The sequence below is a fragment of the Georhizobium profundi genome (assembly GCF_003952725.1).
Classification (GTDB): Bacteria; Pseudomonadota; Alphaproteobacteria; order Rhizobiales; family Rhizobiaceae; genus Georhizobium; species Georhizobium profundi.
The window spans coordinates 2,387,870-2,410,701 of the sequence record NZ_CP032509.1 but is presented as its reverse complement, the minus strand read 5'-3'; the positions used below and the strand labels follow the sequence as shown (position 1 = coordinate 2,410,701).

Sequence of the window (22,832 nt, the reverse complement as noted above, 5' to 3'; positions counted from 1 at the left end):
GCCGGATCGCTCCGGCGGGTTTCTTGCATTTCAGTGCAATGAGCGAGCGGCGCTTACTGCGGCAGCTGGTCGTCGATGCCTTCGACGTAGAAGTTCATGCTCGACAGAGCCGCATCGTCAGCAACCGCGCCTTCGGCGAGCCACTCGGTGCCGTCCTGCTTGTTGATCGGACCGGTGAATGGGTGGAACGCGCCAGAACGGATCGACTCCTCGGTCGCCTCGGCCTGTGCCTTCACGTCGTCCGGCATGTTGGCATATTCCGCCATCACGACGTGACCTTCGGCAAGACCGTCCCAGGTTGCCTGCTGCTCCCAGGTGCCGTCCATGACAGCTTCGATGCGCTCGACATAATACGGGCCCCAATCGTCGATGATCGAGGTCAGCTGTGTCTCGGGACCGAACTCGATCATGTCCGATGCCTGGCCGAAAGCGAAGATGCCGCGCTCGGCTGCCACCTGCATCGGACCGGTCGAATCGGTGTGCTGCGTCAGGATGTCGACGCCCTGGTCGATCAGCGCACGGGCGGCATCGGCTTCACGGCCTGGGTCGAACCAGGTGTTGACCCACACGACCTTCAGCTCGAAGTCCGGATTGATCGACTGTGCGCCGAGCATGAAGGCGTTGATGCCCTGAACCACTTCCGGGATCGGGAACGAGCCGATGTAGCCCGCCGAACCGGTTTCCGACATCTCGGCCGCGATCTGGCCGATGATGTAGCGGCCCTGATAGAAGCGCGAATCGTAGGTGGCGACGTTCGGATGGTCGCGCTTGTAACCGGTCGCGTGCTCGAACTTGATGTCCGGGTAGCGCTCGGCGACGGCATTGGTGGCGTCCATGTAACCGAACGACGTCGTGAAGATGATGTTGCAGCCCGACCGTGCGAAGCGCTCGATGGCGCGCTCGGCATCGGCGCCTTCCGGCACGCTTTCGAGGAACGCCGTTTCCAGGCGGTCACCGAAATGCTCTTCGGCGAAGAGGCGGCCTTGGTCGTGCTGGTAGGACCAGCCGAAATCGCCGACGGGGCCGACATAGATGAAGCAGGCCTTGACCTGGTCCATCTGTGCGGCTGCGGGACCGGCGAGCATGATCGCGCTGGCCGAAGCGGCGAGAGCGAGGAGCGTTTTTTTCATGTTGTTGCCCTTGGTTGTTTGGAGGTTGAACTGGAATCCCTATCCGTCCTTCTGTGACATCGCCTCAACCTATCTTTCCGGAACGAAAGGCTGGCCGAGCGAGGCGGGACGGTTGATGAGCGTCAGGCGGCGATCCATCGAAATGAGGACGAGAACGACGATCGTTGCGAGATAGGGAAGCATCGATACGAACTGCGAGGGAATGCCGACACCAAGTGCCTGGGCATGCAATCCACCGATGGAGACAGCGCCGAAGAGATAGGCACCGGCAAGAAGACGAAGCGGCCGCCAGGAAGCAAAGACCACCAGCGCCAGCGCGATCCAGCCGCGCCCGGCCGACATGTTCTCCACCCATTGCGGCGTGTAGACAAGCGACAGATGCGCGCCCGCAAGGCCTGAGCACATGCCACCGAAGAGCACCGCGAGATACCGCACGCGGATGACTGAAACACCGAGCGCATGGGCGGAACCGTGATTGTCGCCGATCGCACGCAGCCTGAGGCCGGCGCGCGTCCTGAACAGGAACCAGGCGACACCGATGACCAGACCGATCGACGCGTAGAACAGAAGATCCTGCCCGAACACGATCCGGCCGATCACCGGGATGTCGCTAAGGACGGGAATGTCGAGAACCGGCAGGCGCACGCCCGGAAGCCCGATGAAGCTCTCCCCGATCATGCCGGAAAGCCCGAGCCCCAGGATCGTGAGCGCAAGACCGGTCGCCACCTGGTTGGCAACAAGCGTCAGCGTGAGAAAACCGAAGAGCAGCGAAAACGCACCACCTGCGATCATGCCGCAAACCACACCGACCAGCGCTGATCCGGACATCTGCGCGCCGGCAAAGGCGCACACCGCGCCCATGATCATCATGCCTTCGACGCCGAGATTGAGGACGCCTGACCGCTCGACCACCAGTTCGCCGATGGCTGCAAGCACCAGGGGTGTCGCAGCTGTCATCACCGAGATCAGAACGGCTTCATAAAAGCCCATCAGCGTGCCTCCACCGGTGCGGGCGACTGAACAGGGCCCGCCGCAACGCTCGCCACCTTGGCGTTGGAGCGCAGGCGGATGCGGTAGTGGATCAGCGTGTCGCAGGCGAGCACGAAGAACAGAAGCGCGCCCTGGAAAAGCCGCGCGACCTTGTCGGAGACGCCGATCGAAATCTGCGCAGCTTCGCCGCCGAGATAGGTGAGCGCGAGCACGAGGCCGGCGGCGACGATACCGAGCGGGTTTAGGCGACCGAGGAACGCGACGATGATCGCCGTGAACCCGTAGCCAGGCGAGATGACCGGCCGCAGCTGCCCAATGGCGCCGGATACCTCTGCGATGCCTGCAAGCCCGGCCATCGCACCGGAGAAGATAAAGGCGAAGAACACCATCTTGGTTGCCGAAAAGCCGGCGAAGCGCCCTGCCCGCGCCGATTGCCCCAGTACCGATATCTCGAAGCCCTTGAGCGTGCTGCGCATCATGAACCAGGTCGCAAGTGCCGCGACGATCGCGAAGATCAGGCCCCAATGCGCACGCCCGCCATCGAGGATCTCCGGCAGGATCGCGGAGGCGTTGAAATTCCGCGTCTCGGGAAAGTTGAAGCCTTCAGGGTTGCGCCAAGGCCCGCGCACCAGCCAGTCGAGAAAGAGCTGCGCCACATAGACGAGCATCAGGCTCGTCAGGATCTCGTTCGTGTTGAACTTTGCCTTGAGAAGCGCCGGGATCGTGGCGTAAAGCGCGCCGCCGATGGCTCCGGAAATCATCATCAGCGGCAGCACGAGCGGCGATTCCCACCCGTGGAACATGACCGGGATGATCGAACCTGCGATGGCGCCCATCACGAACTGGCCTTCTGCGCCGATATTCCAGTTGTTGGAGCGAAAACACACCGAAAGCCCGACCGCGATCAGGATCAGCGGCGTCGCCTTGATGGCAAGCTCATGCAGCGACCAGCCGACGAGCAGCGGATCGATGAAGAAATAGAACATCGCCTCGGCTGGGTTCTTGCCGAGCGCCAGAAATAGGATCGCCCCGACAATCAGCGTCAGGCCAAGCGCGATGAAGGGCGACAGGATCGAAAAGAGCTTGGATCGCTCCGGACGCTTTTCCAGTTCAACGCGCATGGGCAGCCTCCGGCACCGTATCGGCCTCGGGCGCCGCGCCGCCCATCAGCAGCCCGATCCGCTCGCGCGTCAATGTCCGGGCCGGTTCCGAAGCGCTCAGCCGCCCGTGATGGATGACGGCGATCGAATGGGCGATTTCGAACACTTCGTCCAAATCCTGGCTGATCACCACCACCGCCGCACCGGATTTTGCCAGATCGACGATTGCTTGGCGAATGCGGCTCGCGGCGCCGGCATCCACGCCCCAGGTGGGCTGGTTGACGATCAGCACCGAGAGATTGCGATCGAGCTCACGCCCCATGATGAATTTCTGCAGATTTCCGCCCGACAGCGCCGATGCATGCGGATCGACGCCGGATTTCCGGACATCCATCGCCTTGATCACCCGTTCGGTCGCGGCCCACACGGCATCGCGCTTCAACAGGCCAAGCCCGCCGCCGAGAAAGGTCTTCGCATCCGATGCATGACGCGCCAGCACCATGTTGTCGGACAGCTTCATCTGCGAGACGGCGCCGTGCCCGTGGCGCTCTTCCGGCACGAATCCGCAGCCGAGCAGGCGCCGCTCGGTGATGCCCTTGCGGCCGACATCCTGACCGGAGAGCCGCACGGCATCGGCGCGGCTGGTGGTCACCTCGCCTGACAGCGCATCGAAAAGCTCGCTCTGCCCGTTGCCGGCCACGCCCGCGATCGCGACCACTTCACCGCTATGGACGGTAAGATCGATGTCCTTCAGCGACACCGCAAACGGCGTGCGCGCCGGAAGGCTCAGTCTACGCGTTTCGATCAGCACCCTGCCGTCGCCGGCATTCGCCCCGATCGTCACGTCGGCCACATCCCCGCCGACCATCATCCGTGCCAGCGAAGCGACCGTCTCCTGGCGCGGATCGCAGGCGCCCACGACCTTGCCGTGACGCAAGACGGTCGCGCGGTCGCAGATGCGCCGCACCTCTTCCAGACGGTGACTGATATAGAGGATCGAACGGCCTTCGCTGCGCAGCTTCTCCAGCGTCTCGAACAGCCGATCCGCCTCCTGCGGTGTCAGCACCGATGTCGGTTCGTCGAGAATGATCAGCTGCGGATCCTGCAGGAGTGTCCGCACGATCTCGATGCGCTGGCGTTCGCCTACGGAAAGGTCCGCCACGAGCGCGTCCGGATCGAGCGGCAGGCCATACCCTTCCGACAAGGCCCGCGCCCGTTCTGCGATCTGGCCGATCGGCACGCTGTCATCGAGCGAAAGCGCGATATTTTCGGCGACCGTCAGCGCTTCGAACAGCGAGAAGTGCTGGAATACCATGCCGATGCCGAGATGGCGCGCCGCAAAAGGACTATTGATCGAAACGGGCTCGCCCTTCCAGACGATCTGGCCGGCATCGGGCGCCAGCACCCCGAACAGCATCTTGACGAGCGTCGACTTGCCCGCACCGTTTTCGCCGAGCAGCGCATGGATCTCGCCGGGCGCGATTTCGAGGCTGATCGCGTCACAGGCCTTGAGCGTGCCGAAAATCTTCGTCAGGCCGGCAAGCGCGAGCAATGGCGCTGAAGATCGGTTATCGCTTGCCTGCACGCTTCAAGATCCTGACAGCACGATGGTTACCACTCTAGGCCACCGATTGTGCAATGAACGCAACTGCACAATGCTTCACCATTCCACCGGCGATTTCAAGGGATCAGCAGCGTCGTACCCGTTGTTTTCCGTGCTTCCAGATCACGATGTGCCTGAGCGGCATCGGCCAGCTTGTAGCGCTGGTTCACGTCGATTTTCACCTTGCCGCTTTCGACCATGTCGAACAGCGCCTTGGCAGACGCCTCCAGTTCAGGCCGCGTCGCGTTGTAGGTGAAAAGCGTCGGTCGCGTCATGTAGAGCGAGCCCTTGCGCGACAGAAGACCCACGTCGAAATTCTCGATCGGGCCGGATGACTGGCCGAAGCTGACGAAGAGACCGCGCGGGCGAAGGCAATCCAGCGAACCCGGGAATGTGTCCTTGCCAACAGAATCGTAGACGACGTCGCAGCCGCGTCCCCCGGTGATTTCCTTCACGCGCGCGACGAAATCCTCGCTGGAATAGTCGATGACATGGTCGTAACCGGCCGCACGTGCCAGATCCGCCTTGGCTGGCGAGCTCACTGTGCCGATGATGGTCGCGCCGATCGCGCGAGCCCACTGGCCGGCAATGAGGCCGACGCCCCCGGCCGCGGCGTGGAAGAGAACCGTTTCGCCGGCTTTCAGCTCATGCGTCCGGCAGAAGAGATATTCCACCGTCATGCCCTTCAGCATCATGGCCGCGGCGGTTTCGAGATCGATGGCGTCCGGCACCTTGACGAGCTTGTCGGCCGCGATCAGCCGCTCTTCCGCGTAGGCACCAACGGCGCTGACATAGGCAACGCGATCACCGACCTGCAGGTAATCCACGCCTTCGCCCAGCGCCACCACCTCACCGGCGCCTTCGCCACCCGGAATTACGGGCAGGCCGTTCGGTGCCGGGTACAGACCGGTGCGGAAATAGACGTCGATGAAATTGAGGCCGATGGCCGCCTGGCGGATCAGTGCTTCGCCCTTGCCGGGCGCGCCTACAGTCACATCCTCATAGGCAAGAGCCTCCGGTCCGCCATGCGCGTGCACCACGATCGCCTTGGTCATTTTGTCCTCCTCGAAAGCTGTCAGATATGCTCAGGCCGCGCGCGCGCCGAGCTTTGGAAACCATTGCATGATGCCACCGATCACCGACAGGTAGAGCGCGCTGAGGCTCACCGCCCATTGCAGCCACAGAGGGCTGTCGAAATGCAACAGCAGCGCCCAGCCGGACAGCACGCACCAGATCAGAAAGATCGGAAGATTGAGCGCCCGCAAGCGGATGACGCGCACGGGATGCAGGAAATAGATCGGCAGGAAGGTCAGGATCACCGCCACGAACACGACGATCATCGCCGTCCACTCGCTCGCCTCGATGGCGAAGAGGGTAAAGACCAGCATGTTCCAGACGACCGGAAAGCCGGAAAAGAAGTTCTCGGACGTCTTCATGCCCATATTGGCATAATAGATCGCGCTCGAAATCACGATCAGCGCCGCGCACACGAACGACATGATCTCGCCGATCATCCCGCTCTGATAGAGCGCGAATGCCGGGATCAGCACGTAGGTCACGTAATCGATCACATTGTCGAGTTGCTCGCCCGACCAGCCAGGCAGAACTTCCTTGACGTTCAGCCGCCGCGCGATCGGACCATCAATGCCATCGACGAGCAAGGCGAAGCCGAGCCACCAGAACATGTCGACGAAGCGCAGTTCAGCCGCTGCAACGACTGCAAGGAATGCCAGATAGGCACCTGATGCCGTGAGAATATGCACCGAAAAGGCGCGGATCTCGGCATAAGGCAGACGCCGGTAGCTGTAGAGTTTGGTGCCGATGCGGCGCAAAAGGGTCATGCGATGAGGCTATCCATGTCGGAGCGGACAGGCAACGCCGACGATCACCGACGCCCCAAGACCAATGCGCGATAGGTGCGTCGATGACTAGAACCTATTGACAACATACACAATTATGTTGCCGCTGCGGCCTTTGATCCCTGCCCATTGCAGCCGGGATCGACGATCCCATTTTCAGCGTTGAAGCTGAAGCAGCAAAAGGCTGGAGCGTGACACCATGACGAAGACATTCGATGCGGTCGTGATCGGTGGAGGCCTTGCCGGCTGTGCCGCGGCGCTCTTGCTCGCCCAGGGCGGCCGCTCGGTTGGCTTCGTAGCACCGAAGGCACCGGTCAAGGATGGCCGCACCACCGCCCTGTTGATGCCGTCGATCGCGCTTCTGGACGAACTCGACGTATGGTCGCACCTCAACGGCAAAACGGCCCCTCTGCGCACCATGAGGATCGCCGATGCGAGCCGCAGGCTGCTGCGCGCCCCGACCGTCTCGTTCAATTCCTCGGAGATCGACGAGGATGCCTTCGGCCACAACGTCGCCAATGCCGATCTGCTCGCTGCACTCGACGACCGGATCGCCGAGACGCCGTCTATCACCCGCTTCGACCAGCCGGCGCGCTCCGTTTCGCCGGAAGCCGCAGCACCCATCGTCACGCTCGCGGACGGCATGGAAATCGAAGGCCGGCTAATCATCGCTGCCGATGGCCGCAATTCCGTGGCGCGTGAGGCTGCGGGCATCAAGACACGTGTCTGGTCCTACCCGCAATCGGCGATCGTTCTGACATTTTCGCACAAGCTGCCCCACCGGGATGTCTCGACCGAATTCCACACGGAAGAAGGTCCATTCACCCAGGTCCCGCTTTCCGGCAACCGATCGAGCCTCGTCTGGGTGGTGAAACCCGAGCACGCAGAGCGCATCATGGCGCTCTCGCCGGACGCGCTGAACCGCGAGATCGAAGACCGCCTGCAGTCGATCCTTGGCGCTGTCACCGTCGACAGCGAACTACAGCGCTTTCCACTGTCCGGCATGGTCGCGGAAAACTTCGGTCGTGGCGCCATCGCGCTTGTCGGCGAAGCAGCCCACCTCTTTCCGCCGATCGGCGCGCAGGGCCTTAATCTCGGCATGCGCGATGTGGCGGAGCTGCGCAATCTGCCGGCTCATCTGGAAGACCGGGCGAGCGTCGAGGCCGCGATCGCCAAATTTGATCGCGCGCGCCGACCGGATATCGTCAGCCGCACCCAGGCGGTCGATCTTCTCAACCGGTCGCTGCTCAATGGTTTGCTCCCGGTGCAGTTTGCCCGCGCCGCTGGCCTCACCCTGCTCGCCGGCACCGGTCCCGTACGACAATTGGCGCTGAAGGAAGGCATGAAGCCCGGCAGCGCATTCTCGGGCTTCGGCGGTCGCTTACGGGAACAGATCCGGCGGCAGCGTGCCGGACGTGATCGCGAGCAGCAGCGCTGACACGGTCACGACCGATCCGGCCGTGGTGATCAGCACGGTCGCCGACGCCCTTTCGATCCAGACGCCATATTGCTGCGCCAGCACGAAGACATTCGTCGCCGTCGGCAAGGCTGCCAGAAGAACTGCCGTGAAAACCCAGATCGCCGGAAAATCGCCGGCCGCCGACAATGCGACGTACATGGCAAGCGGGTGAAGGATCAGTTTTACCGGAACGATATAGCCAAGCTCGACCGGCCGCTGCTTCAGCGGCCGCAATGCAAGCGTCACGCCCATGACGAAGAGCGCCGACGGTGCGGCTGCCTGCGACAAATATTCGACGAGGCGTGAGACGGAGCCCGGCAGCGTCAGCCCGGAAGCGGCGACAGCTATGCCGAGCACCATGGAAATGATGAAAGGATGGAATGCGATCCGCTTCGCAATCCTCACCACCAGCTGCAGCGGCCGCCTGTCCCGACCGCGCCCGGCCGCCATCAGCATCGGCGTCACCGAGAAATGCAGGATGTTTTCGAAGCAGACGATAAGCGCCACCGGCACGGCCGCGCGTTCACCGAACGCAAGGATCGCCAGCGCCGGACCCATATAGCCGATATTGCCATAGGCGCCCGCCAGACCCTGAATTGTCGCATCCTCGATCGGCGCCCCCCGCAGGCGCCGGCCCACAAAGAATACCGCCAGAAAGATCGCGAAGGTGACAGCGATGTTGACTGCGATGAAATCGAACCGCGCCAGGTCCTCGATCGGCGTATCGGCCAGAAGCCGGAAGAAGAGCGCCGGCAGCGCCACATAGATGATGAAGACGTTGAACCAGCCAAGCGCCTCTTCCGGCAGCCGCACAATGCGCGCAGCAATGTAGCCGATCAGGATCATGCCGAAGAATGGCAGAACGAGTGCGAAAACTTCGGCCATGGAGGGGGATCGCCACGTGACAGGAAAGTCCTGACTAGGCGGCGTCACGCGTGTGCGTCAAGTCGCACCTCTTGCCATCGCCCTGCCCGCCGCCCATTTAAGCGTTTAGAAATGGACGTGAAATCGATGCAAGAGAGACAAGCCAAATTCCATATCGGCCAGATCGTGCGGCACCGGGTCTACCCGTTTCGCGGCGTGATCTTTGATGTCGACCCCACATTCTCGAACACGGAGGAATGGTGGAACGCCATCCCCGCTGAAGTGCGCCCCCGCAAGGACCAGCCCTTCTATCACCTTTTCGCCGAGAATGCCGAAACCTCATATATTGCCTATGTTTCGGAGCAGAACCTCGTGCCCGATGAGAACGCCCAGCCCGTGAGGCATCCTCAAGTTCTGGAGGTGTTCGAAGGGCCGACTGACGGCAGCTATCGGCCCCGCGGCCCCATCGGTCACTAATTTCCATCGCCATGAATCGAAAGGCCCGGGTTGCACCTGCGACCCGGGCCTTTAATGTCCATACGAAGACCGCGCCGGTCAGTTCGACTTGGCGGCTTCCTGGGCTTCTTCGAGGCGCTGGCGCGCTTCGGCAGCCTTGCGCTGCATCTCTTCCTGAAGCACTCGCTGGCGCTCTTCCAGTTCCGACTGCGCCATGGCTTCCCCATCGAATGCTTGGGTGAAGCCCGACAGCGAGATGCTGATCGGGTTCGGCGCACGCTGGAAGTTGACGGACGTGAAGACGACCTCGCGGCCGCGCTTGAATTCCGCCACGACAGCATCGCTCAACGGAACTTCCGCCACGCATTTGTCGGGCATGCAGACGGCGAAGTCGAGCTTGGTGGCCTGTCCGCCATCGATCTGCATGTTGATGCCCGGCTGGACGAGGCGCGCCGAAGGCACGGAAACCTGCATGACGCGCTGATTGACCTGGCCCTCGACCGAAATCAGGCCGACGGCGGTCAGAAGCTGGCCATTGCCGGCGGCGACGATGTTCTGGACGACGCAGACGTCGTTTTCAGCCTGCTGGGTGCATGCCTTGTACCAGCCCTGGGGCGCCTGCCCGGAAGCCGGTGCCTGCGCCTGTGCCATGGCGGGCGAAGCCATCACGGCGAAACCCATGGCCGCTGCAAAGACGGCACTGCCCGCGGCGGCCGTCTTGGTGCTGATCGCGTTCCTGACGCTCATTGGCTTCTTCGTCTCCTCAATCGTCTCTTCAAGAGTGTGTTCGATCCGGCCCCGCGACGACGAATCCCGTCTCGCACGCCCCCGAATATCGCTCCGTCCTGTTGGCCAAATACGGCATTACAATGGCTCGCAGGATCGCCTCGGCGATACGTCATCGGCCTCGTTACACCCGTTTGACGCCAATATCCACTAGAACCCGATCGGCGATAGCGATTGCAGCAACTACCATCATATCGCCCCAACACAAGCTCAGGCATGACCTCATGCGAGACCAGTGGCGATCGTGTTAGGGTTTCGCGAATCATATCAGCATTGATACGCCGCCGGAGTTTCATTCATGGGTCGCTTTTCTCCGACCGTGGCGCTCGCCATTGCCGCCGCCTTCCTGCCGGCACTTCTGTCGCCTGCCTCCGCCGAACCGGTTCATGCCATCGCCATGCACGGCGAACCGGCCCTTGGCCCGGATTTCGAGCACCTGCCCTATGTCGATCCCGATGCGCCGAAGGGCGGCAGCATCGCCTATGGCGTGGTCGGCACGTTCGACAGCCTCAACCCGTTCATCCTGCAGTCCATGCGCACCACGGCGCGTGGCGTCATCGACCAGGAATACGGCAACCTCGTCTACGAATCGCTGATGTTTCGCAGCCGCGACGAACCCTTCACGCTCTATGGCCTGATCGCCGAGACCGCCGAATGGGATGAGGAGCGCAGCTTCATCGAGTTTCAGCTCCACCCGGAAGCGCGCTTTTCCGATGGCGAGCCCATCAAGCCGGAAGACGTGATCTTCTCCTTCGAACTGCTCACCGAAAAAGGTCGCCCGCCCTATTCGACCCGGCTGAATTTCGTCGACAAGCTCGAAAAAATCGGCGAGCGCGGCGTACGCTTCACTTTCGGCGAAGATGCGAGCCGCGAATTGCCATTGCTGATCGCCATGAGCCCGATCCTGCCGAAGCACGCGATCGATCCGGAAACGTTCGACCGCTCTTCCCTTCGCCCCCCGATCGGCTCCGGCCCCTATCTGGTCGCCAGGGTCGAGCCGGGCCAGCGCATCACCTTCGAACGCGACCCCGATTACTGGGCCCGCGACCTGCCGGTCAAACGCGGCCAGGACAATTTCGACACCGTAACGGTGGAGTATTTCCTCTCGGCGAGCTCTCAGTTCGAGGCGTTCAAGCGCGGCCTGTTCGACGTCTTTCCCGAGGGCAGCCCCACCGCCTGGGCGCGGTCCTACAATTTCCCGGCCGTTACCGATGGCCGGATCGTCAAGGACGAGTTCCGCCCGCAGCTTCCCTCCGGCATGCTGGGCTTCGTCTTCAACACGCGACGCGACATCTTCGCCGATCGACGGGTGCGCCGGGCGCTTGCCATGCTCTTCGATTTCGAATGGGCGAACCGTACGCTCTTCGACGGGGCCTACACGCGCACGCAGAGCTATTGGCAGGGTTCGGACTTCTCGAGCCTGGGAACGCCCGCCAATGCGCTGGAGAAGGACCTACTCGCACCGTTCCCCGATGCCGTGATGCCTGCGATCATGGACGGCAGCTTCACCATGCCACGCACCAGTGGCGCCGGCCGCGACCGCGAAAGCCAGCGTGCCGCCTATGATCTGCTGCGAGAGGCCGGCTATCGTATCGAGGGCGGCCGCATGGTCGATGAGAACGGCCGGCAGTTGTCCTTCGAGGTGATGACACAAAACGAAGGCCAGGAAAAACTCGCGCTCGCCTACCAGCGCACCCTCACCTCTCTCGGCATCGCCATGCGCATCCGCACGGTCGACGACGCGCAGTACCAGCAGCGAAGCCTCGCTTACGACTACGACATGATCGTCAAGTCCTACCCGTCGACCCTTTCTCCCGGCGCTGAGCAGAACTGGCGCTGGCACTCCAGCTCGCGCGATCCGCAAGGCACCTTCAACTTCGCCGGTGCCGCCGACCCGGCGATCGATGCGATGATCGACGCGATGCTCAACGCTCGCAGCGACGAAGAATTCACCGCTGCTGTTCGCGCTTTCGATCGGGTGCTGCTGTCGGGCTGGTACATGGTGCCGCTCTACCACGTCGAAGAACAATGGGTCGCACGTTGGGCCCATATCGAACGGCCGGAAACAACACCCATATATGGATACACGCTGCCCACATGGTGGGACGGCCGCGTGGCCGGCGAATAGGCGCCGAACCCAAAAAGCGCATCCGAGGAGACGATCACCATGAAGACAATCCGCATCGACGTGATCTCGGATGTCATGTGCCCTTGGTGCTATATCGGAAAGCGCCGGCTTGAAGGCGCCGTCGCAGCGCTTGATGGCGATGTCGCAGTCGAGATCAACTGGCGCCCCTATCAGCTCGATCCGACGCTGCCCAAAGAGGGCAAGGACCGCGCGCGCTATCTCGAAGAGAAGTTCGGCGGGCCGGAGCGCGCCGCAGCCATCTACGAGCGGGTGCGCGAGGCGGGCCGCGAAGAAGGGATTCCCTTCGACTTCGACGCGATACCCGTCTCTGCCAACACGCTTGACGCCCACCGCGTGATCCGCTGGGCCGGTGAAAAAGGCCGCATGGTTCAGGACCGGGTCGTCGAAAGCCTGTTTCGCAAGTACTTCACCGAAGGCGCGCATATCGGCGACGACCAGACCCTGCTCGATTGCGCCGAGGAAGCAGGCCTCGACCGCGCCGTCGTCGCCACCATGCTCGCCGGCGATCTCGACCGCGCCACCGTCTCCGCCGAAATCGAAAACGCCGGCCGCATGGGCGTCCAGGGCGTGCCCTGCTTCATCCTGAACAACAAATACGCCATCAGCGGCGCCCAGCCCGCCGCAACGCTCGCCGACGCCATCCGCCAGGTCGCCGCCGAAGCGGCTGCAGCGTGAGATTGGCGAAAGCCGTGGACCGAGCGTAGAATGGGACTTTGAGCAGTCGGAGCAGCCCCATGACCGATAAGCATTTGCGACACTTGGAAGAGGCCATTAGGCGAACCGGGGAAGTCGCGGCCGAGCTGGGACGCGCTGCCGGCAAACCGATCTTCTACACCGATCCCGCGCATCCTGAGGGTATTATCAAGGAATACCCTGACGGATCGCGAGACCTGATCGATCGAAAGCTCGGCGAGGAACGTCTGCTGGCACACCTTGGACCGCGTCTGCCGAACCATGCAGCGGCAGAGTAAGGTCTGCATTATCCTTGCTGGACCGAACGGTGGTGGCAAATCCACCATCCATCAGGCGCTTGCACTCGACCTGCCTTTTGTGAATGCCGACGATATCGCGCGTCGCCTCTCGCCAGGTTTACCCGAGAGTGCCGCTATGGAAGCTGGACGTTTGGCCCTGTCCCGACTCGAATAGCTGTCTGCTCATGGAACGAGTTTTGTTTACGAAACGACCTTATCCAGCGCTCAATCCATACGGCTGATGTGACGGTGCAAAGTTCTAGGTTACCGCATACGCCTGATATTTGCGGCGCTTGAAAACGCCGACTTGCACATCCGGCGCGTACAGGAACGCGTGGGCCGTGGAGGACATGCCATCCCTGAGGATGCGATCCGGCGCCGCTACGACACGTCGTTTCAACGCCTTACCGAAGCGTTCGAAATTGCAGACCAGATCACGCTGATCGACAATAGTGGTTTTGGGGCACGCGTGGTCCTGGCGATCGAGGATGGTCACGTCGTCCAATCGAACGCTGAAAAAGAAAGGCCGCTCGACGCAAAGTTCGTCGAAGCGGCCCAGCTTTATTCAGAAAAGTAGGCGTTCAGCCCCAACCTCACCCGTTCACAGCCACCTTGCGGGACTGGTCGTCGCGGCCGCCCTTGAGCAGTTCCGCCACGAGGAAGGCGAGTTCCAGCGCCTGGTCGGCGTTGAGCCGCGGATCGCAATGGGTGTGGTAGCGGTCCGATAGGTCGTCGGCGGAAACGGCACGCGCGCCGCCCGTGCACTCGGTCACGTTCTTGCCGGTCATCTCGATGTGAATGCCGCCTGGATGCGAGCCTTCGGCCCGGTGGATCTGGAAGAAGCTCTCGACCTCCGACAGGATCCGCTCGAATGGCCGCGTCTTGTAGCTGTTCAGCGTGATCGTGTTGCCGTGCATCGGATCGCAGGACCAGACGACCTTCTTGCCTTCGCGCTCGACGGCGCGGATCAGCTTCGGCAGGTGCTCGGCGACCTTGTCGTGGCCGAAGCGTGCGATCAGCGTCAGCCGCCCGGCTTCGTTGCCCGGATTGAGGATGTCGATCAGCTTGAGCAGGTCATCCGGCTGCAGGCTCGGTCCGCATTTCAGGCCGATCGGGTTCTTGATGCCGCGGCAGAACTCGATATGGGCGTGATCGGCTTGGCGTGTGCGGTCGCCGATCCAGATCATGTGACCCGAAGTGGCGTACCAGTCGCCCGAAGTGGAATCGACGCGCGTCATCGCCTCTTCATAGCCAAGCAGCAGCGCTTCATGGCTGGTGAAGAAATCGGTTTCGTTGAGCGAGCGGTTGCTCTCGGAATCGATCCCGATCGCCTTCATGAAGTCCATCGTCTCGGAAATCCGATCGGCGAGCTTGCGGTAGCGCTCGGCCTGCGGGCTGTCCTTGACGAAGCCGAGCATCCACTGGTGCACGTTGTCGAGGTTGGCGTAGCCACCCTGCGCGAAGGCGCGCAACAGGTTCAGCGTGGCCGCCGACTGCCGGTAGGCCATGATCTGGCGCTCCGGGCTCGGAATGCGCGAGGCTTCGTCGAACTCGATGCCGTTGATGATGTCGCCGCGGTAGGAAGGCAGCGTCACGCCGTCCTTCGTCTCGTTGTCGGACGAGCGCGGCTTGGCGAACTGGCCGGCAATGCGACCGACTTTCACGACCGGCTGCTGCGCTCCGAACGTCAGGACGACGGCCATCTGCAGGAACACGCGGAAGAAGTCGCGGATGTTGTCCGCGCCATGCTCGGCGAAGCTCTCGGCGCAATCGCCGCCCTGAAGCAGGAAGCCCTCGCCCTCGGCCACGCGGGCAAGCGACGTCTTCAACTTGCGGGCCTCGCCGGCAAAAACGAGCGGCGGAAAGCTGGCCAGACGCGCTTCGGCAGTCTTCAGCGCCTCCATATCCGGATAGGAGGGGACCTGCTGGATCGGCTTGTCGCGCCAGCTTGCGGGGTTCCATGTCTGTGCCATAACGCTCACCTGTCGGCTCTTCCCTGACGACGGACATGACCTGCCCGCCGTTCGAAGCCGGGCTTATAAACCCAAAGCACGCGTCAAGCAAAGGCCGCGCAACGAATAGACTTCAGGCGACGTAGCGCGCGCCATTTTCTTGCAGCAGCCGATCGAAGAGTGCGCGATCTTCTAACGAGAGGCTCACTGCCCTGGGATAGATCGGCCAATCCCGGTCGCCGAGGATCGGCGTATTGAAATGCGCAGTTCCTCGAATGAAGTGTTGAAGCCCTTCCAACCCGTGCTCGCGCAGGAAGCCCTTCAGCACTGCATCGAGATAGGATTGCAGGATCGGGCATTCCTCCGGGCTCTCCTCCGGCGGATCGGCCTCGTAGATATAGACCGGACACCCGTCCGGCACCCCGTCACCGATAACCGTCAGCGTTTCGAGCGGTACGTGCCGGCGCTGGTAGTCGCTTTCGCGCAGATCCACCGCTGCGAGATTGTCCACATGGTCGAACACCAGAAGCCCGTCGATCTCGCTTTCCGGCGCAGGCCGCACGGTCAAAAGCGATGCATGCACGGCGCGATCGGCGGCAAGCCCCGCGTCGGGGCGTGGCTGCCATTCGCGCCGCCAGCCTGAAACGCGCGCAGGCCGCGCGCCGACGATGTGGGTGCGCAGCGTCTCGCGGTTGACAAGCGATCCGTAGCCGAAATAGGCGACCAGCGCGCCCTCCGCGGCCAGCCGCGAAAGCGTTCCGTCATCCACCGGACGATCCTGCATGTTGCCCCGCTCCTGTTCGACGTTAGCGGGGCGCTCATGCCATGCGGTTGTACGCGGCTCAACCCGAGGCGCTGGATTTGGAGCTTCTACTGAACGAGCCGCACCGTCTCCGGTCCAACGAGCACCTCGACGGGACACTCGATGATCACGCGGATATCATCGTAATCGCGGTCGCTGCCGCCATTCTCCGGAGGACGGTCCTCGAAGCCATAATAGCGAAACTTGCCCGGCGCGCATGCCGCGGTCGAGATCTGCGGGTTGCGGTTCTTTCCTTCCGGAATGACACCGCCCCTGCTCTTCGGCTTGCACTGCTCGAACGTATCGCACAGCACCGTCTCCACGAGACGAAGCCCTCCTAGATCGTAACTTTCAACGCCATTCTCGATCACCGTGTCGGTGTAGTAGGTGTATTGCCGCCGCGTCGATTTATCGGGATCATCCCCATAATGCTTGGCCTCACGGACGTTCCAGAGCTTCAGGCTCAACGCCTCGCCTGCCCCGCAAACGGGCATCTCGACGTTGTAATGGCCACCATTGTTGTCGGCGATCGGTGTCATCTGCGAGCGGCCGGGCGACTTATCGCCGTTAGCAGAAGAGCCGCCCCTGCCGCCACCGGCATTGGCCTTGGCATCGGCGGCCTTGCGGGCATCGAAACAATAGACGGAGACGCGGTTATAATCCCATGCCTCGGGGTCAAGCTGTGCAACCTTCGGAGCCGTGTAGACGTAAGCCGCGCCCTTGTAACGGGCCGTGCTCGTGGCGCCGATGCTGACCGGCCCGGTCTGCAGGATGCTGCCGATCGAAGTGCGCATCGTCAGCGCGGCCGTCACCTGGAAGTCGCTGATCGACACCCATTCGCCATCCAGGACCACATCGGCGAGATCGCCTCTGAATGCGAACCTGTCGCTCAGATTGCTTCTGAACCCGTCCAGCAACGCCGCGTCGTCGGCATTGACGCCGTTGGCGGCAACTGCGAGCGCGATCTTGTCGGCCTCGTGTTTCATCTGAAAGCGAATGTTCGACGCCTTGGTATAATCCACCGCAAGGCCTGCGGCTCCCGCGACAGGAACGAGCAGAAGCCCGAACAGAATGCCGAACTGGCCAGACTTCTCCTGGCGAAATCTCCGTAGAATACGCATCACCCAACCCCGTCTTTTGGACGTTTCGGGGTGACCTTAACGACGCCGCCTTACGGTCGGACTTCCATTTTATGTCGAATTTTAATGATTGCCGGCGCCTAGACCCGCTTGCCGTCCTTGATGCGATAGGTCGGGTTGTACATCGTCACCAGTTCCTCCGCAGCCGTCGGGTGCACCGCCATGGTACGGTCGAAGTCGTCCTTGGTCGCACCCGCCTTGAGCGCGATGCCGAGAAGCTGCGCCATCTCGCCCGCCTCCGGTCCGAGGATGTGGACGCCCAGCACCTTCCGATCGAGCGCATTGACGACGATCTTCATGATGGTCCGCTCATCCCGGCCGGCCAGCACATGCTTCATCGGCCTGAATTCGGCGCGATAGACCTCGAGCTCCTCGTGATCCTTGCTGGCATCCTCCTCCGACAGTCCCACCGTGCCGATCTCCGGCTGGGAGAAAACCGCCGTCGCAATGAGGTGGTGATCCGGCTTGGTCGGATTGTTTTTGAAGGCGGTTTCCACGAAACACATGGCCTCATGGATGGCGACCGGCGTCAGCTGCACGCGATCGGTCACGTCACCGACAGCGTAGATATTCTCGACATTGGTGCGGGAATAATCGTCGACGGTGACCGCGCCCTTGTGATCGACCGCAACGCCCGCAGCCTCGAGCCCGAGACCTTCCGTGTTCGGGTCGCGTCCAAGCGCCAGCATCACCTGGTCGGCCTCCAGCACCTCGCCGTTCTTGGTATGCGCCACGAGCCGGCCGTCGTCGCCCTTTTCGATCTTCGCGAAAACATCCTGGCAAAGAATGCGGATGCCCTTCTTTTCCATCGCCGCATGAAGCCCGCGGCGCATGTCGCCATCGAAGCGGCCGAGAATTTCCTTGCCGCGATAGATGATCGTCGTGTCGACACCGAGCCCGTGGAAGATGTTGGCGAACTCGACCGCGATATAGCCGCCGCCGGCGATGACGATCGCCTTTGGCAGCGTCTCCAAGTGGAACGCCTCGTTCGAGGTGATGCAGAGCTCATGCCCCGGCAGCGAAGCGTGCGGATTGGCATACCCGCCGACGGCGATGAGGATCTTGTCTGCCGTGACGCGCTCGCCCGTGGCCTTGAGCTCGATCGTGTGGGCGTCCACGAGCACGGCGCGGCTGTCGAATAGCGTCACATTCGCGCTGGTCAGCCCCTTGCGATAGAGCCCTTCCAGACGCTCGATCTCGCGGTCCTTGTTGGCAATCAGCGTCGGCCAGTCGAACGACGATTCCCCGACAGACCAGCCATATCCGGCGGCGTCCTCGAATGCTTCGGAAAAATGCGAGGCATAGACGAAGAGCTTCTTCGGCACGCAGCCGCGGATCACGCAGGTGCCGCCATAGCGATACTCTTCCGCAATCGCCACCTTGCGGCCGAGCGCACCCGTCACCCGCGCTGCCCGAACACCACCCGAGCCACCACCGATGACGAAAAGGTCGTAGTCGTACTCAGCCATGGGATCGATCCTGCGCGTGGTCTTGTCGACGCCGCGTATCCGACGCCGAGACGGTGAAATGAAAGCCCGGCGCTTGGCCGGGCTTTTGAGATCTTATCTAGTGCGCTTTGAGCTTATTGTGCAGGGGTGGCAGCCGGATCGGCCACTGTGCCGGTCTCGGGATCGATGCCGGCGTCTTCCGCAGTCGGCGCCTGGTCGCCCAGACGCTGCTCGAGCGCGGCATCGGCCTCGACGGCGAGATCGCGCGAGATACCCGTCGCCCAGATTTCGGCCGAACGCATCAGCTCCTGCGTGACGGTGATGCCATTTTCCAGGAGCTTGAGACCGGCCGGCGACGTATAGAACTCCGTGATAGCGTTCAGTTCTTCTTCCGTGAAGGTACGCGCGTAGATCTCGGCAGCCTCACGCTCGAGGTCGCCACGCCGCGATGCCAGCGAAACTGCAACGTCGTCGATCGTGGAGGAGATTTCTGCTTCGAAGTTCGGCGTGCTCTGGATGAGCGCCGCCTTCAGCTGCTCGGCCGTACCGGGCAGGATCTGGTCGAACTGGTCGGTGGCACCAAGCGCCGCGATGGCTGCACGTGCCGCGGCCCGGTGGCTGTCGCTCAGCTGTTCCTGCGCATGCGCAGTCCCGCCCGCCAGGGCGAAGGCGATGAGAGCGGCGGCACCTGCACCGCGAAAGAGACCGTTCGAGATTGCCATGTGAGGATCAGCTCCTGTGTTCCTGCTCAGCCGTCAGCGTTTCAACGCCGTTTTCGCCGGCGATAATCGCCACCGAGGCCAGATTTATGAAAAGACCGTGCTCGACAACCCCGGGGATGGCATGCAGCGCGGCGGACAGCGCTTCTGGATCGGGAATACGGCCAAATGATGCGTCGAGAATGTGGTGTCCGCCGTCGGTTTCATAGGCGCCGTCATTGCCGGGGCGGATCGTGAAGCCACCGGAAAGATCGAGCTTCGCAGCCGCCTTTTCCACTGCAATCCGGGTGGATGTCATGCCGAACGGGTTGATCTCGATCGGCAGCGCATAGGCACCCAGCGTGTCGACCAGTTTCGACGCATCGGCGATGACGATCATGCGCTTGGAAGCCGCCGCCACGATCTTCTCGCGCAGCAGCGCCCCGCCACCGCCCTTGATCAGGCGCAGTGCATGGTCGACTTCGTCGGCACCATCGATCGTCAGGTCGAGTTCCGGTTCCTCGTCGAGCGAGAAGAGCGGCACGCCAAGATCCATGCACAGCCGTGCGGTGCGCTCCGATGTCGGCACGCCCTTGATGGAAAGCCCGCCCTCGACCTTTTCGGCCAGAAGCCGCACGAACTCTTCCGCGGTGGATCCGGTGCCGATGCCGAGACGCATGCCGTCTTCCACATAGCCGAGCGCCGCGCGTGCGGCTTCGATCTTGCTGTCACGTGGATCCATGCGTGTCTTTCGCCTTTGCCTCGATGAACGGGCCGCTACCGGCCGCTTTGATGCGTGCGCCGCTGTTACCATGACGAGCAGGATCAAGCCAAGGCTTGAACCGAGCCCCAACGGCGGATACCCAAGGCCCTGATCACGCCGGAAGAGGCCGGAACAGGCCTGAATTAGGATTGCCGTGGGCGATCCCTGCATGGAAGGACTTACCGAGGACCATGGGCGCTGAGAACCCCGTCATCTATGTGGACGCCGATGCCTGCCCGGTGAAGCCCGAGATCCTCAAGGTCGCCGAGCGTCATGGGGTCAAAACGGTGTTCGTCGCCAATTCTGGCCTGCGGCCCTCGCGTGATCCGATGATCGTCAACGTCGTCGTGTCGGCAAGTTTCGATGCGGCCGACGACTGGATCGCCGATGCCGTCAAACCGGGGGATATCGTCGTGACCGCCGACGTGCCGCTTGCCGGGCGCTGCGTGGAGGCTGGCGCCCATGTGACCGGCCCGACAGGTCGCATCTTCGACCAGACATCCATCGGCATGGCGACCGCGATGCGCGATCTCGGCCAGCACCTGCGCGAATCGGGTGCGATCAAGGGCTACAACCCATCGTTTTCCCAGCGCGACCGATCCGCCTTTCTGGAAACGCTCGACCGGCTCCTTCGTCGGGCTATGTCCGATCGGTCGAGATGATATGGTTGCGACAGCCGCCAACAGCATTCGAGGTAACAGCCCATGAAGACAGTTTCGCAGACCAAGGCCCATGGCGGCATCCAGGGCGTCTATTCCCATCCCTCCGCCGTCACCAATTGCGAAATGACCTTCGCCGTCTTCGTGCCGCCGCTGGCTGAAGGCGCCAAGGCTCCGGTTCTCTGGTACCTCTCCGGCCTCACCTGCACCCATCAGAACGTCATGGACAAGGGCGAGTATCGCCGGCTTGCGGCCGAACTCGGCCTGATCATCGTGTGCCCGGATACCAGCCCTCGCGGCGACGACGTGGCCGACGAGCCCGACAACTGGCAATTCGGCAAGGGCGCCGGCTTCTATGTCGATGCGACCGAGGCGCCCTATTCCCAGCATTACCGCATGTACAGCTACATCCTGGACGAACTGTCGGGCCTCATCGCCACCGAGTTTCCTGCAGCGGACATGAATCGCCAGGGCATCTTCGGCCACTCGATGGGCGGGCATGGCGCGCTGGTGATGGCATTGCGCAATCCCGATCGCTTCAAGTCCTGCTCGGCCTTCGCGCCGATCGTGCAGCCGAGCACGGCTGACTGGTCGAAAGGTGCCTTTGAGAAATATTTGGGTGCCGAGTCGTCGGCATGGCGAGACTATGACGCCACGCGGCTGATCGAGAACGGCCACCGCTTCGCCGAGTTTCTCGTGGATCAGGGCGATGCCGATGGCTTTCTAGAAAACGGTCTGCGACCCTGGCTTCTCGAGGAAGCCTGCAATGCCGCGAACATTCCGTTGAAGCTTCGCATGCAGCCCGGCTACGACCACTCCTACTTCTTCATCTCCACCTTCATGGACGATCATCTGCGCTGGCACCGCGCGCGCCTCTAGTCCGGCATCGTAAGCATGTGCTTTAAAAAAACCGGCTAAAGTCTCGTAAATTCGAACGATTGGTCAAATGCGGCTGTGTTAGGCCGCATGCGCATTAATTAGCAGTTGGCGATATATTCAAAATATCGGAAAAAATCGGTGGCGATTTCCACCGTCGTCAACGCAATTCTACAGGCATAGCATCCAATATGTCGCACCTTCGGGAGGATGCGACATACCAAGGGGTAGCATATGCCGGAGGGGCATAGCCGCCGTGGACCTGTCGATCAATCGGCAGGCGCCGCATCGGATGCAGTTGTGGGACATGTCGATTGCGGATCGGCGCAGACAGATTCCGATCGGACATTCCTAAGATCAGTCATTGAAAACCAGGTCGTGCCGCGCCTTCTCATTGCCGAAAGCGCCGCCCTGCGTCAGCCGCACGAAATCGCGAGCGACGTCTCACGGCCCTCGGCCCGCGACGTCAACGAGCTTCTGCACATCGTCGTCGAGGCAGATACCGCCGCATGCGTGGAATATCTGCAAAGCCGCCGCAGCCGGGGCATGCAGCTCGAAACGGTCTATCTCGGCCTTCTCGCACCCGTCGCGCACCGTCTCGGCCTCATGTGGGAGCGCGACGAACTGAGCTTCATCGACGTGACGGTCGGGCTCGCGCGCCTGCAATCGCTCGTTCATGAGCTGACCAGCGACAGCTGCTACGGCGCACTCAACCAGGATGCCACGCGTCGCATCGTGCTGGCCACCGCCCGCAACGAACAGCACGCCTTCGGGCTGCTCATCGTTGCCGAATTCCTGCGGCTTGCCGGCTGGGAAGTGGATGGTGGGCCCGACGTGGAAAGCGGCGCGCCGCTCATCCGCATGGTCGGCCAGGAATGGTATGCGGTCGTCGGCCTGTCCGTCGGCTTCGAGGAACATGTGGACGCGACCCGTGCCGATATCGGCAAGGTGCGCGCCCGCTCGCGCAACCCCAAGGTAGGCATCCTCACCGGGGGCGCCGCCTTCTCGCGCGACCCGTCCCACGCCGAGCGCATGGGCGCCGATGCGCTTGCCCGCGACGGCCGTGAGGCCGTCGCCAAGGCAGAGGCGCTGCGTTCCGCCTGCGCCTGACCGCCTGAGATCAACACT

23 protein-coding genes are annotated in these 22,832 nt (G+C 62.4%); 9 read left to right on the top strand and 14 right to left on the bottom strand.

Annotated elements, in window-relative coordinates:
- Positions 1 to 53: 53 nt before the first annotated feature.
- The 6 genes from D5400_RS11405 to pcsA all read right to left on the bottom strand — a co-directional run bounded on the left by D5400_RS11405 (position 54) and on the right by pcsA (position 6,664).
- On the bottom strand, positions 54 to 1,130 hold the full coding sequence (locus D5400_RS11405) for a BMP family ABC transporter substrate-binding protein (protein WP_126010132.1): 1,077 nt from the start codon (positions 1,128 to 1,130) through the stop codon (positions 54 to 56).
- 69 nt (positions 1,131 to 1,199) lie between these two features.
- Positions 1,200 to 2,120 carry an ABC transporter permease gene (locus tag D5400_RS11400; RefSeq protein WP_126010131.1) on the bottom strand — a complete coding sequence of 307 codons (921 nt, stop codon included), beginning with the start codon at positions 2,118 to 2,120 and terminating at the stop codon, positions 1,200 to 1,202.
- Positions 2,120 to 3,241 carry an ABC transporter permease gene (locus D5400_RS11395; protein ID WP_126010130.1) on the bottom strand — a complete coding sequence of 374 codons (1,122 nt, stop codon included), beginning with the start codon at positions 3,239 to 3,241 and terminating at the stop codon, positions 2,120 to 2,122. The genes D5400_RS11400 and D5400_RS11395 overlap by 1 nt, the downstream gene beginning before the upstream one ends.
- Complete coding sequence (locus tag D5400_RS11390) at positions 3,231 to 4,805, bottom strand: ABC transporter ATP-binding protein (protein WP_126010129.1); 1,575 nt, start codon at positions 4,803 to 4,805, stop codon at positions 3,231 to 3,233. The genes D5400_RS11395 and D5400_RS11390 overlap by 11 nt, the downstream gene beginning before the upstream one ends.
- A 95-nt stretch (positions 4,806 to 4,900) precedes the next feature.
- Positions 4,901 to 5,878, bottom strand: coding sequence for a quinone oxidoreductase family protein (locus D5400_RS11385; RefSeq protein WP_126010128.1), 978 nt, complete (start codon positions 5,876 to 5,878; stop codon positions 4,901 to 4,903).
- A 30-nt stretch (positions 5,879 to 5,908) separates the two neighbouring features.
- Positions 5,909 to 6,664, bottom strand: a complete 756-nt coding sequence (pcsA, locus tag D5400_RS11380; protein ID WP_126010127.1) for a phosphatidylcholine synthase — start codon at positions 6,662 to 6,664, stop codon at positions 5,909 to 5,911.
- Between the two features lie 217 nt (positions 6,665 to 6,881).
- Here pcsA and D5400_RS11375 point away from each other — a divergent pair, with 217 nt between their 5' ends.
- Positions 6,882 to 8,120: a UbiH/UbiF family hydroxylase gene (locus tag D5400_RS11375; RefSeq protein ID WP_126010126.1), complete on the top strand. Its 1,239-nt coding sequence runs from the start codon at positions 6,882 to 6,884 to the stop codon at positions 8,118 to 8,120.
- Here D5400_RS11375 and D5400_RS11370 read toward each other — a convergent pair.
- Positions 8,064 to 9,026 (bottom strand): AEC family transporter, encoded by a 963-nt coding sequence (locus tag D5400_RS11370; RefSeq protein WP_126010125.1) that lies wholly within the window; start codon positions 9,024 to 9,026, stop codon positions 8,064 to 8,066. The genes D5400_RS11375 and D5400_RS11370 overlap by 57 nt on opposite strands.
- 126 nt (positions 9,027 to 9,152) lie before the next feature.
- On the opposite strand from D5400_RS11370, the gene hspQ reads away from it, so the two are divergent.
- Positions 9,153 to 9,482, top strand: coding sequence for a heat shock protein HspQ (gene hspQ, locus D5400_RS11365; RefSeq protein WP_245451271.1), 330 nt, complete (start codon positions 9,153 to 9,155; stop codon positions 9,480 to 9,482).
- A 78-nt stretch (positions 9,483 to 9,560) separates the two neighbouring features.
- On the opposite strand, the gene D5400_RS11360 is transcribed toward hspQ, so the two are convergent.
- Complete coding sequence (locus tag D5400_RS11360) at positions 9,561 to 10,142, bottom strand: invasion associated locus B family protein (protein ID WP_404864509.1); 582 nt, start codon at positions 10,140 to 10,142, stop codon at positions 9,561 to 9,563.
- Positions 10,143 to 10,545: 403 nt separating this feature from the next.
- Here D5400_RS11360 and D5400_RS11355 point away from each other — a divergent pair, with 403 nt between their 5' ends.
- From D5400_RS11355 to D5400_RS11340, 4 genes are all read left to right on the top strand, one after another.
- Positions 10,546 to 12,375 (top strand): extracellular solute-binding protein, encoded by a 1,830-nt coding sequence (locus tag D5400_RS11355; protein WP_126010122.1) that lies wholly within the window; start codon positions 10,546 to 10,548, stop codon positions 12,373 to 12,375.
- A 39-nt stretch (positions 12,376 to 12,414) separates the two neighbouring features.
- Positions 12,415 to 13,071 carry a DsbA family oxidoreductase gene (locus D5400_RS11350; protein WP_126010121.1) on the top strand — a complete coding sequence of 219 codons (657 nt, stop codon included), beginning with the start codon at positions 12,415 to 12,417 and terminating at the stop codon, positions 13,069 to 13,071.
- Positions 13,072 to 13,130: 59 nt separating this feature from the next.
- Positions 13,131 to 13,367, top strand: coding sequence for a hypothetical protein (locus tag D5400_RS11345; protein ID WP_126010120.1), 237 nt, complete (start codon positions 13,131 to 13,133; stop codon positions 13,365 to 13,367).
- A gap of 307 nt (positions 13,368 to 13,674) precedes the next feature.
- Entirely contained in the window at positions 13,675 to 13,944 is a 270-nt protein-coding gene (locus D5400_RS11340) for a hypothetical protein (protein WP_126010119.1), read from the top strand.
- A gap of 16 nt (positions 13,945 to 13,960) precedes the next feature.
- Here the strand turns inward: D5400_RS11340 and D5400_RS11335 are convergent, their stop codons facing one another.
- The 6 genes from D5400_RS11335 to rpiA all read right to left on the bottom strand — a co-directional run bounded on the left by D5400_RS11335 (position 13,961) and on the right by rpiA (position 20,148).
- Positions 13,961 to 15,340, bottom strand: a complete 1,380-nt coding sequence (locus D5400_RS11335) for a class II 3-deoxy-7-phosphoheptulonate synthase (protein ID WP_126010118.1) — start codon at positions 15,338 to 15,340, stop codon at positions 13,961 to 13,963.
- A 112-nt stretch (positions 15,341 to 15,452) separates the two neighbouring features.
- Positions 15,453 to 16,103, bottom strand: a complete 651-nt coding sequence (locus D5400_RS11330) for a gamma-glutamylcyclotransferase family protein (protein WP_126010117.1) — start codon at positions 16,101 to 16,103, stop codon at positions 15,453 to 15,455.
- 86 nt (positions 16,104 to 16,189) lie between these two features.
- The gene (locus D5400_RS11325) at positions 16,190 to 17,242 is read right to left on the bottom strand and encodes a TadE/TadG family type IV pilus assembly protein (RefSeq protein ID WP_126010116.1); all 1,053 of its coding nucleotides are present in this window, start codon (positions 17,240 to 17,242) and stop codon (positions 16,190 to 16,192) included.
- A 98-nt stretch (positions 17,243 to 17,340) separates the two neighbouring features.
- On the bottom strand, positions 17,341 to 18,729 hold the full coding sequence (gene gor / locus D5400_RS11320) for a glutathione-disulfide reductase (RefSeq protein ID WP_126010115.1): 1,389 nt from the start codon (positions 18,727 to 18,729) through the stop codon (positions 17,341 to 17,343).
- Between the two features lie 113 nt (positions 18,730 to 18,842).
- Positions 18,843 to 19,430, bottom strand: a complete 588-nt coding sequence (locus D5400_RS11315) for a DUF2059 domain-containing protein (RefSeq protein WP_126010114.1) — start codon at positions 19,428 to 19,430, stop codon at positions 18,843 to 18,845.
- A gap of 7 nt (positions 19,431 to 19,437) precedes the next feature.
- A complete protein-coding gene (rpiA, locus tag D5400_RS11310) occupies positions 19,438 to 20,148 on the bottom strand; it encodes a ribose-5-phosphate isomerase RpiA (protein WP_126010113.1) in 711 nt (236 codons plus the stop codon).
- A gap of 212 nt (positions 20,149 to 20,360) precedes the next feature.
- Here rpiA and D5400_RS11305 point away from each other — a divergent pair, with 212 nt between their 5' ends.
- From D5400_RS11305 to D5400_RS11295, 3 genes are all read left to right on the top strand, one after another.
- On the top strand, positions 20,361 to 20,831 hold the full coding sequence (locus tag D5400_RS11305; protein WP_126010112.1) for a YaiI/YqxD family protein: 471 nt from the start codon (positions 20,361 to 20,363) through the stop codon (positions 20,829 to 20,831).
- 42 nt (positions 20,832 to 20,873) lie between these two features.
- Positions 20,874 to 21,707 carry an S-formylglutathione hydrolase gene (fghA, locus tag D5400_RS11300; RefSeq protein WP_126010111.1) on the top strand — a complete coding sequence of 278 codons (834 nt, stop codon included), beginning with the start codon at positions 20,874 to 20,876 and terminating at the stop codon, positions 21,705 to 21,707.
- A 375-nt stretch (positions 21,708 to 22,082) separates the two neighbouring features.
- Entirely contained in the window at positions 22,083 to 22,814 is a 732-nt protein-coding gene (locus tag D5400_RS11295) for a cobalamin B12-binding domain-containing protein (protein ID WP_164527864.1), read from the top strand.
- Positions 22,815 to 22,832: the final 18 nt, after the last annotated feature.

Coding starts and splice junctions, on each gene's coding strand:
- D5400_RS11370 (WP_126010125.1), bottom strand. CDS start 9,026: ATGGCCGAAGTTTTCGCACTCGTTCTGCCATTCTTCGGCATGATCCTG.
- D5400_RS11335 (WP_126010118.1), bottom strand. CDS start 15,340: ATGGCACAGACATGGAACCCCGCAAGCTGGCGCGACAAGCCGATCCAG.
- D5400_RS11400 (WP_126010131.1), bottom strand. CDS start 2,120: ATGGGCTTTTATGAAGCCGTTCTGATCTCGGTGATGACAGCTGCGACA.
- D5400_RS11355 (WP_126010122.1), top strand. CDS start 10,546: ATGGGTCGCTTTTCTCCGACCGTGGCGCTCGCCATTGCCGCCGCCTTC.
- D5400_RS11360 (WP_404864509.1), bottom strand. CDS start 10,142: ATGGGTTTCGCCGTGATGGCTTCGCCCGCCATGGCACAGGCGCAGGCA.
- hspQ (WP_245451271.1), top strand. CDS start 9,153: ATGCAAGAGAGACAAGCCAAATTCCATATCGGCCAGATCGTGCGGCAC.
- D5400_RS11345 (WP_126010120.1), top strand. CDS start 13,131: ATGACCGATAAGCATTTGCGACACTTGGAAGAGGCCATTAGGCGAACC.
- rpiA (WP_126010113.1), bottom strand. CDS start 20,148: ATGGATCCACGTGACAGCAAGATCGAAGCCGCACGCGCGGCGCTCGGC.
- D5400_RS11395 (WP_126010130.1), bottom strand. CDS start 3,241: ATGCGCGTTGAACTGGAAAAGCGTCCGGAGCGATCCAAGCTCTTTTCG.
- D5400_RS11375 (WP_126010126.1), top strand. CDS start 6,882: ATGACGAAGACATTCGATGCGGTCGTGATCGGTGGAGGCCTTGCCGGC.
- fghA (WP_126010111.1), top strand. CDS start 20,874: ATGAAGACAGTTTCGCAGACCAAGGCCCATGGCGGCATCCAGGGCGTC.
- D5400_RS11350 (WP_126010121.1), top strand. CDS start 12,415: ATGAAGACAATCCGCATCGACGTGATCTCGGATGTCATGTGCCCTTGG.
- D5400_RS11405 (WP_126010132.1), bottom strand. CDS start 1,130: ATGAAAAAAACGCTCCTCGCTCTCGCCGCTTCGGCCAGCGCGATCATG.
- D5400_RS11385 (WP_126010128.1), bottom strand. CDS start 5,878: ATGACCAAGGCGATCGTGGTGCACGCGCATGGCGGACCGGAGGCTCTT.
- D5400_RS11325 (WP_126010116.1), bottom strand. CDS start 17,242: ATGCGTATTCTACGGAGATTTCGCCAGGAGAAGTCTGGCCAGTTCGGC.
- D5400_RS11315 (WP_126010114.1), bottom strand. CDS start 19,430: ATGGCAATCTCGAACGGTCTCTTTCGCGGTGCAGGTGCCGCCGCTCTC.
- pcsA (WP_126010127.1), bottom strand. CDS start 6,664: ATGACCCTTTTGCGCCGCATCGGCACCAAACTCTACAGCTACCGGCGT.
- D5400_RS11305 (WP_126010112.1), top strand. CDS start 20,361: ATGGGCGCTGAGAACCCCGTCATCTATGTGGACGCCGATGCCTGCCCG.
- D5400_RS11330 (WP_126010117.1), bottom strand. CDS start 16,103: ATGCAGGATCGTCCGGTGGATGACGGAACGCTTTCGCGGCTGGCCGCG.
- gor (WP_126010115.1), bottom strand. CDS start 18,729: ATGGCTGAGTACGACTACGACCTTTTCGTCATCGGTGGTGGCTCGGGT.